Raw genomic sequence first — 7,112 nt, 5'->3', positions numbered from 1 at the left:
CGCGGGTGCCCCCGGTGTGGTCCCTGGGGCCACCGGGGTTTTATCATCGGGGGGGTTAGGTCGCACGGCCGCCTGCCCCGCGCCGAGTTGGTGGGCGGGGATTGTCAGCCCGCCTTGGGGAAGGCGGCTCGTAGGGCGGGGGTGCGGGTGAGGACGGCGACGGCGACCAGGGCGAGGGCGGAGAGGCCTTGGAGGACCGCGTACCAGACCGGGCAGAGGCCGGGGATCGCGTCGACGGCGATGATGGCGATCGGCATGACGGTGGAGAGGGTGCGGACCCGGTCGAAGGCCTTGAAGGAGCCGCCGGCGGCGCGGGTGGCCAGCCGGTGGAGGAACGGGGCGATGGCGAGGAAGATCACCCCGCGGATCCACATGAACGGGGTCGTCGGGTGGCCGGTGGCCGCCATCACGGCCACTGTGCCGAGGACGACGGCGCCGGCGGCGCCGAAGAGCACGATGCACTTCTTCACCGTGGTGAAGGTGTCCTGGTCGGTCGTGGTCGCCATGGTTCTTTCCCCTCCGTGTCGTTGTGGGAACGACGCTACGGAGCGGACGTGCGGCCGGGTATGGGTCCAGCCCCACAACGGGGTGGGGCTGGACCCACCCCCTCCAACCTGCGGATCCACGACGGAAATTGAGCGGCAGGAGCCCACGCGCCATGGCTATGGTGGCCCGATGGCATCGGTCAAGCAGGTCCAGGTCACCTTCGACTGCGCGGACCCCGAGCGTGTCGCCCGCTTCTGGTGCGAGGTCCTGGGGTACGTCCCGCCGGCCCCGCCGGAGGGGTTCGACACGTGGGACGACTTCAACTCCACCCTGCCGCCCGAGGAGCGGGGCGCGTGGTTCGTCGCCAGTGACCCCACGGGCGCGGGCCCGCGCATGTACTTCCAGCGCGTCCCCGAGGGCAAGGTCGTGAAGAACCGGGTGCACCTCGACGTGCGGGTGGGCACCGGACTCGTCGGCGAGGAGCGCGTGGCGGTGCTGGAGGCCGAATGCGCCCGGCTGGTCGCGCTCGGCGCGACACGGGTGCAGCTGCTGGTCGCCGACGACAAGAACGAGTCCTGCCTCGCGATGCAGGACGTCGAGGGCAACGAGTTCTGCCTCGACTGAGCGTTCCCGCCGGGATCCAGCAAGCAACTCGGCCGGGATCCTGCGGGATTCGGTCGGCGCAGGGCCATGGGTGGCGTGGCTGGTGTGCTCGGGAGTGGACGTGAACGAACGTCCGTGACCTGGGGGGTGGGGAAATGACTCCACTGGGCTTGAGCGTGGCCACCTGGTGGTGGATCGTCGCGCTGACGACGGTGCTGTTCTGGGCGCTGGCGGTACCGCCGCAGCCGACGCGGACGTACCGGATCATGGTGTCCCTGGCGCCGCTGGCCGGAGCGCTCTTCCTGATCGGCCGCTACCACACGAACGGGATGAACCCGGCCGGGGCGCTGTCCATGTACTCGCTGGCGATGCTGTCGATGGCCCTCGGCACGGCCGGGCACCTCGGGAAGCTCGCGCGCCGGCAGCTCGCGGCCGACAAGGCCGGCGACACGGACGAAGTGCCGCTCACCTGGGGCTTCATGGTGCAGCTCTTCCTGTGCCTGACCGCGGGCATGGCGGTGTACTTCGTGATCCAGCCGTAGGCACCGCACGCATCGACCGGTGGTCCCTCGCGAGACGCAAGGGGCCACCGGCACGAACCACGGCTTACAGCTGGCTGCGCGGAAAGTCGGACCGGCCGACTTCCCGCGCTTCCCAGGTCTCCTTGAGGAGCTCGTACTCGACTTCGCCGTGCTCGGACCCCGGGATCGACTCCGGCCAGTCCCCGAAATAGCTGCGGAGGAACGACAGGCCCGGCTTCTCCATCACCCGCCGGGACCCCGTGTTCACCGCCATGGTGTTCGCGGTGACCCGCTCCACCCCGAGGTCGGCGAACCCCTTGTCGATCAGGGCCCGCGAACCCTCCGTGGCACAACCCCTGCCCCAGGCCGACCGGTTCAGCCGGTAGCCGAGTTCGACCACGGCGGGATCGTGGTCGTCGAGCGGGCGGAGTTCGAACCAGCCCAGAAACGTACCGGTGGTCTTCTCCTGGGCCGCCCAGAAGCCCCGGGTGCCCGAACACGGATGGACGTGGAGGAGGCGGGGCAGGGTCCGCGTGCGGATCGCCTCGCGGTCCGCCGGCTTGCCGCCGTTGATGAAGCGCATGACCTCGGGGTCGTTGTCCAGCGCGAAGAGATCGTCGACGTCGGTGTCGGTGAACGGCCGCAGGAGGAGACGGTCGGTCTGCAGGAAGGGATGCATCCAGCGATCTTCATCGGGTGCCACCGAACCGGCCATCGATTTTCCGGCGGCCCCTTGCGGAGGAGCAAGGGGCCGCCGGAACGGTTCGCTAGCCGGTGACGGTGGTCAGGCGGTCGAACTCGCCCGCCTTCGCGCCCTGGAGGAGGGCCGCGAAGTTGGGGGCGGTGGTGCGGACGATGACGTCACCCTCGTCGGACTCTCGGAGTTCGATCACACCAGCGATGGCCCGCATCTCAACACAGTCGGCGTTCGAGCCCGAGAAACTGGACTTCTGCCAGGTGGCGTTACGCATATTTGCTTTCCATGTCCTTCTTAATGGAGCGGATAAACTCTCGGGACTCCTCCGCTGAGAGAGCAGCCGAACCGATCCGGGCGAGCAGCGACCGAAACCTGGCGGTGTGGGCTGGGGCATCAAAGAGAAGGTTTCCGACGCCCGAGTCCGACTGAACCGTGTCAAGCTCCTGAACCGGCCCCTCGACGTAGGTGAAGTTCTCATTGGGCAGCGGGATCATGTCGACGTCGAACAACACGACTCGGATGGAGATGTTGGGCCTCTCCGAGGCCTCGACAAGGGCGCCGAGCTGCTCGGCTTGGACCCTGGCCCCACCGAACTGCATGCGCAGCGCTGCTTCATGGATGTACGCGGTGTACGGAGTCGCCTCAGAGCGGATGATGTGCTGACGTCGCAAGCGAAAGGCCGCTCTCAGATCGACCTCGTGCTCCGGAAGTGGCGGGTAGGAGCGAGCAAAGACGGCAGAGGCATAGGCGTTGGTCTGAAGCAGCCCATGAATGAAGGCCATCGTGTAGACCGAGAGCCCTTGTGCGTGAGCCTCGATCTCAGCGACCTCAAGGAAGTCCTGCGAGAGGTTTCCGCGGTACTCCTCCCACCAGCCGCCCTTGTCCCGGTCCGTGATGATGTCCGCGAGCGCGTCGATCAAGGGTTCGTTGACGCACATGCACAACGCGGCGATCGTGCGCAGGCGTTCGACGCTGATGCCGGTCTTGCCGCTCTCCATCTGGGTCACGTGGGCGGGGTTGATGCCCAGTGCGCGGGCGAGTTGGCTGCCGCCGAGGCCGGCCTGCTCCCGCATCCTGCGAAGTTCGGCACCCAACCTCAACTGGCGGAGCGTTGGGTTCGATCGAAGGGCCATGGGACCAGTCTGCCAGCCCCGTTCGGGGGAACTTCTCGCCTATCGCCACAAATCTGTGGCGACGCGCGCTATCGTCATCCTCAGAACGATCCGATGGATCGTCAGACACGCTTTGGTTCAGCGCAGTAGGCGCCTGCTGCCCTCCCGCCGAAGAGCAACCACCCCCTGGCCTGGCTCACGGCTTCCCCCTCCACACTCATGCCTCTCGGAGGTTCCTGTGTGCACCCTGAACACCCCCTCCCTCACCCTCACCCGGCAGGCCCTGCGGGACGTCCTGACCCGCGCCGCCTGGGACACCGAGACCATCTTCAACGCCGAACTCGCCCTCGGCGAACTCATCGTCAACGCGTGGCGGCACGCTCACACCGCCTCGCCCGTCGTCTACTTCTCCCTTGACGACCGCACCCTCCGGGTCTGCGTCGCGGACGAGAGCTCCACCCTCCCCCACGGGAAGGACCTCCCCCTCCTCGCCGAGACCGGCCGGGGCCTCCAGCTCGTCTCCGGGCTCACCCACCGCTGGGGCGTCGACCCCCAGAAGCGCGGCAAAACGGTCTGGTACGAGCTGGACTCCGTCGCGTGACCCGCGAACCGGTCGCGCCGGACGACCCCCGGATGCGGGACTTCACCGCCGCGCACATCACGGTCCTGCTCGGGGAGCTGCACCGGCGCGGTCTCCGGTACGGGCTGCTCTGGGGTTCGGCCTCCGCCGGTGAGACCATCCTCGACGGGCGTCTCCTGGTGGACTTCGGCAACGCGCCCGTCAGCACTCTCCTCAACCTCCTCCACCTGCTCCGGGACCTGGACCGGGAATCGGTGTGGAACCGGTGAGGCGCCTCCTACCGCGCTGAGCACATGCGAAGGCCCTCGCCCACCGAAGGGGCGAGGGCCTCGCGGCGTCCGTCGGCTCCGGGTCAGCCGCCGGACGGGTTCCTGGGGGCACCGCCACCCGCACTGCCACCGGCCCCGGCACCGGCGCCACCACCGCCACCGCTGAAGCCACCGAAGCCGCCCGCACCGGCGGCGCCTTCGACGAGCTGGCTGGCCGTGTAGCCACCGTTGGCGTCGGGGGTGCCGACGACGGTCACGCTCTGGCCGGGCTGCAGGTCTCCGACCTTGCCCTCCTTGTTGAGCTGGACCTTCGTCGCGTCGCCGGTGGTGACCTTGATGGTGTTGCCGTTGGTGTCGGTCAGGTACACCGTGTTGCCGTCGACGGCCTTGACCGTGCCCCTGGCGAAGCCGGCCTGCCCTCCCTTGCCCTGCCCGCCCTGGCCTGCCCCTTGGCCCGCTCCCTGCCCGGCGCCCTGCCCCTGCCCGCCACGGCGGGAGCCGTTCTGCCCCTGCCCGTAGCCGCCGCCCGAAGCCGCGGCGGCGGCCGGCCGGGCGGAGGACTTCCCGCCGCCCGCGGTCCCGTTGTTCTGCTGGTACCAGACCCCGCCCGCGAAGGCCCCGGTGGCGATCACGCCGCCCGCCAGCACCAGGCTGAGCCAGGGCAGCTTCCGCCGGGGCGGCGCGGCCAGTTCGGCGCTCACGTCGCGGGCGTCCGGCGGGGTGGCGAGCAGGGCGAGCTGCTCGGCCGGAGTGCCGGCGTCCGGGCTGACCGTGGCGATCTCTTTGCTCATGACAGTGGAGTCCTACTCGTGCCGGAGGGCGTCGATCGGCCGCAGCGAGGCGGCCCGGTTGGCGGGGTAGCTGCCGAAGAACAGCCCGATGGCGACGGCGATGGCGAACGCGCCGAGCACCGATTCGGGGATCACCACCGGCTTGATGCCGACGATGCTGAAGTGCGAGCCGGCGATCCCGGCCGCCACGCCCAACCCCGCACCGATCACCGACAGCAGCGTCGACTCGGTGAGGAACTGCCCGAGGATGACCGCGCGCGGCGCGCCGAGCGCCTTGCGGATGCCGATCTCGCGCGTCCGCTCGGTGACCGTCACCAGCATGATGTTGGTGATGCCGATCCCGCCGACCAGCAGCGAGATCGCCGCCACCGCGCCGAGCAGCACGGTGAAGGTCTTGGTGGTGCTCTCCCGCGCCGTGAGCAGCGAGGCCTGGCTGGTGATCCGGAAGTCCGCCTTGGCGGGGTCGGCGATGGCGTGCGTGCCGAGCAGCACCCGGGTGATCTCGGACTGGGCCGCCGTGGTGCTGTCGGCGTTCGAGGCCTGCACCAGGATCTGGTTGACCGGGCCGAAGCCGGTGAAGGCGTTCTGCACCGTCGGGAGCGGGGCGATGACCACGTCGTCCGGGTCGGTGAAGCCGCTGCCGCCCTTGGCCTGGAGCACGCCGACCACGGTGAACGGCGTTCCGCCGAGGACGACGGACCTGCCGACCGGGTTCTCGGTGTCGAACAGCTGCTTGGCGGTCGTCGCGCCGAGCACCGCGACCTTGCGCGAGGCGAGCACGTCGTCGTCGGTGAAGTACTCGCCGTGGGCGACCTTCTGGTTGGCGGTCTCGAAGTACGACGGGTAGGTGCCGACGATCGAGCCGGGGCTGTACGAGATGTTCCCGTACAGCGCCGTCCCGCTGGTGGTGACCACCGGGGCGACCGACTTGATGGCGCCCGAGCCGCCGTCGCTCGCCAGCGCCTTGGCGTCGGCGACCGTGAGCTTCTTGACCGCGGAGGTGGCCCGGGAGCCGCCGTTCGCCGAACCGGAGCTGACCGTCAGCGAGTTGGTGCCGAGCGAGGTGATCGAGTCCTTGACCGCCACGGACGAGCCGTTGCCGACCGCCAGCAGCAGGATCACCGAGGCCACGCCGATCAGCACCCCGAGCATGGTGAGCGCCGAGCGCACCTTGTTGGCGGCCAGGCCGCCGACCGCGAAGCGGAGCGTCTGCCAGAGGATCACGCCGACACCTCCGCGACCGCGGCCTCCGCGACCGCCGCGTCCAGGAAGGGCGGCGGCCCCTCCACGGGCGCCTGCCTCAGGTCGCTCACGATCTGCCCGTCGACCAGCCGCAGCACCCGCTTGGCGTGCCGGGCGACCTCGTCCTCGTGGGTGATCAGCACGACCGTGCGGCCGGTGGCGTTGAGCCCGTCGATCAGGGCGAGCACCTCCTCCGTCGAGCGGCTGTCGAGGTTGCCGGTCGGCTCGTCGGCGAGCAGCATCGCGGGCGCCGTCACCAGTGCCCGCGCCACCGCGACGCGCTGCTGCTGGCCGCCGGAGAGCTCGTTGGGCTTGTGCCCGGCCCGCTCGGCGAGCCCGACCAGTGACAGCGCGGCCATCGCCCGGCGGCGCCGTTCGGCGGTGCGGACGCCCGCGTAGGCGAGCGGCAGCTCGACCTGGGCGAGGGCGGTGGTGCGGGGCACCAGGTTGAAGGACTGGAAGACGAAGCCGATCTTGCGGTTGCGCACCAGTGCGAGCTGCTGCTCGTCCAGGTGTCCGACGTCGGTGCCGTCCAGCAGGTAGCGGCCGGCGGTCGGGACGTCCAGGCAGCCGAGGATGTTCATCAGGGTGGACTTGCCGGAGCCGGAGCTGCCCATAACGGCGACGAAGTCGCCCTGCTCGATGTCCAGGTCGACGCCCTGCGGCTCGCCGGTCTCCGGGTCGGAGGGGCCGCGCAGTGCGTGCACGGTGGCGTCGCCGTGTCCGTACGCCTTGGTGAGCCGGCGGATCCGGATCACCGGGACGGGATGCGCGGGGACGCGCTTGTCGATGACGTGACGCATGATCGGTC

At 69.9% G+C, this 7,112-nt stretch carries 11 protein-coding genes; 4 read left to right on the top strand and 7 right to left on the bottom strand.

Annotation, left to right across the window (positions count from 1 at the left end; all coding sequences use genetic code 11):
* Nucleotides 1-104 precede the first annotated feature (104 nt).
* Nucleotides 105-506 (bottom strand): hypothetical protein, encoded by a 402-nt coding sequence (locus ACFWJ4_RS20780; RefSeq protein WP_380545875.1) that lies wholly within the window; start codon nucleotides 504-506, stop codon nucleotides 105-107.
* Between the two features lie 169 nt (nucleotides 507-675).
* Between ACFWJ4_RS20780 and ACFWJ4_RS20775 the strand changes: the two genes are divergently transcribed.
* Both ACFWJ4_RS20775 and ACFWJ4_RS20770 read left to right on the top strand, forming a co-directional pair.
* On the top strand, nucleotides 676-1,110 hold the full coding sequence (locus tag ACFWJ4_RS20775; RefSeq protein ID WP_380545873.1) for a VOC family protein: 435 nt from the start codon (nucleotides 676-678) through the stop codon (nucleotides 1,108-1,110).
* 134 nt (nucleotides 1,111-1,244) lie between these two features.
* A complete protein-coding gene (locus ACFWJ4_RS20770) occupies nucleotides 1,245-1,631 on the top strand; it encodes a hypothetical protein (protein WP_380545871.1) in 387 nt (128 codons plus the stop codon).
* 64 nt (nucleotides 1,632-1,695) lie between these two features.
* On the opposite strand, the gene ACFWJ4_RS20765 is transcribed toward ACFWJ4_RS20770, so the two are convergent.
* The 3 genes from ACFWJ4_RS20765 to ACFWJ4_RS20755 all read right to left on the bottom strand — a co-directional run bounded on the left by ACFWJ4_RS20765 (nucleotide 1,696) and on the right by ACFWJ4_RS20755 (nucleotide 3,440).
* On the bottom strand, nucleotides 1,696-2,289 hold the full coding sequence (locus tag ACFWJ4_RS20765) for a GNAT family N-acetyltransferase (RefSeq protein WP_380545881.1): 594 nt from the start codon (nucleotides 2,287-2,289) through the stop codon (nucleotides 1,696-1,698).
* A gap of 88 nt (nucleotides 2,290-2,377) precedes the next feature.
* Nucleotides 2,378-2,581 (bottom strand): DUF397 domain-containing protein, encoded by a 204-nt coding sequence (locus tag ACFWJ4_RS20760; protein ID WP_380545869.1) that lies wholly within the window; start codon nucleotides 2,579-2,581, stop codon nucleotides 2,378-2,380.
* A complete protein-coding gene (locus ACFWJ4_RS20755; RefSeq protein ID WP_380545867.1) occupies nucleotides 2,574-3,440 on the bottom strand; it encodes a helix-turn-helix domain-containing protein in 867 nt (288 codons plus the stop codon). The genes ACFWJ4_RS20760 and ACFWJ4_RS20755 overlap by 8 nt, the downstream gene beginning before the upstream one ends.
* Nucleotides 3,441-3,657: 217 nt before the next feature.
* On the opposite strand from ACFWJ4_RS20755, the gene ACFWJ4_RS20750 reads away from it, so the two are divergent.
* A complete protein-coding gene (locus tag ACFWJ4_RS20750) occupies nucleotides 3,658-4,020 on the top strand; it encodes an ATP-binding protein (protein ID WP_380545865.1) in 363 nt (120 codons plus the stop codon).
* Complete coding sequence (locus tag ACFWJ4_RS20745; protein ID WP_380545863.1) at nucleotides 4,017-4,268, top strand: hypothetical protein; 252 nt, start codon at nucleotides 4,017-4,019, stop codon at nucleotides 4,266-4,268. Before ACFWJ4_RS20750 ends, ACFWJ4_RS20745 begins: the two co-directional genes overlap by 4 nt.
* A gap of 83 nt (nucleotides 4,269-4,351) precedes the next feature.
* Here ACFWJ4_RS20745 and ACFWJ4_RS20740 read toward each other — a convergent pair whose 3' ends face one another.
* From ACFWJ4_RS20740 to ACFWJ4_RS20730, 3 genes are read right to left on the bottom strand one after another with little or no spacing between them, the layout of a single operon-like run.
* On the bottom strand, nucleotides 4,352-5,059 hold the full coding sequence (locus ACFWJ4_RS20740; RefSeq protein ID WP_380545862.1) for a DUF5666 domain-containing protein: 708 nt from the start codon (nucleotides 5,057-5,059) through the stop codon (nucleotides 4,352-4,354).
* 12 nt (nucleotides 5,060-5,071) lie between these two features.
* Entirely contained in the window at nucleotides 5,072-6,283 is a 1,212-nt protein-coding gene (locus ACFWJ4_RS20735; protein ID WP_380545860.1) for an ABC transporter permease, read from the bottom strand.
* Nucleotides 6,280-7,104, bottom strand: a complete 825-nt coding sequence (locus ACFWJ4_RS20730; protein ID WP_380545858.1) for an ABC transporter ATP-binding protein — start codon at nucleotides 7,102-7,104, stop codon at nucleotides 6,280-6,282. Before ACFWJ4_RS20730 ends, ACFWJ4_RS20735 begins: the two co-directional genes overlap by 4 nt.
* Nucleotides 7,105-7,112: the final 8 nt, after the last annotated feature.

It is taken from the genome of Kitasatospora sp. NPDC127067 (assembly GCF_042724755.1).
In the GTDB taxonomy this organism is placed as follows: Bacteria; Actinomycetota; Actinomycetes; order Streptomycetales; family Streptomycetaceae; genus Kitasatospora; species Kitasatospora lactacystinica.
The sequence above is the reverse complement of the archived record's forward strand: the minus strand, read 5'-3'. Positions and strand labels throughout refer to the sequence as shown.

Excerpts from the sequence above, each read along its gene's own strand:
- ACFWJ4_RS20780 (WP_380545875.1), bottom strand. The coding sequence starts at position 506 with ATGGCGACCACGACCGACCAGGACACCTTCACCACGGTGAAGAAGTGC.
- ACFWJ4_RS20775 (WP_380545873.1), top strand. The coding sequence starts at position 676 with ATGGCATCGGTCAAGCAGGTCCAGGTCACCTTCGACTGCGCGGACCCC.
- ACFWJ4_RS20770 (WP_380545871.1), top strand. The coding sequence starts at position 1,245 with ATGACTCCACTGGGCTTGAGCGTGGCCACCTGGTGGTGGATCGTCGCG.
- ACFWJ4_RS20765 (WP_380545881.1), bottom strand. The coding sequence starts at position 2,289 with ATGCATCCCTTCCTGCAGACCGACCGTCTCCTCCTGCGGCCGTTCACC.
- ACFWJ4_RS20760 (WP_380545869.1), bottom strand. The coding sequence starts at position 2,581 with ATGCGTAACGCCACCTGGCAGAAGTCCAGTTTCTCGGGCTCGAACGCC.
- ACFWJ4_RS20755 (WP_380545867.1), bottom strand. The coding sequence starts at position 3,440 with ATGGCCCTTCGATCGAACCCAACGCTCCGCCAGTTGAGGTTGGGTGCC.
- ACFWJ4_RS20740 (WP_380545862.1), bottom strand. The coding sequence starts at position 5,059 with ATGAGCAAAGAGATCGCCACGGTCAGCCCGGACGCCGGCACTCCGGCC.
- ACFWJ4_RS20730 (WP_380545858.1), bottom strand. The coding sequence starts at position 7,104 with ATGCGTCACGTCATCGACAAGCGCGTCCCCGCGCATCCCGTCCCGGTG.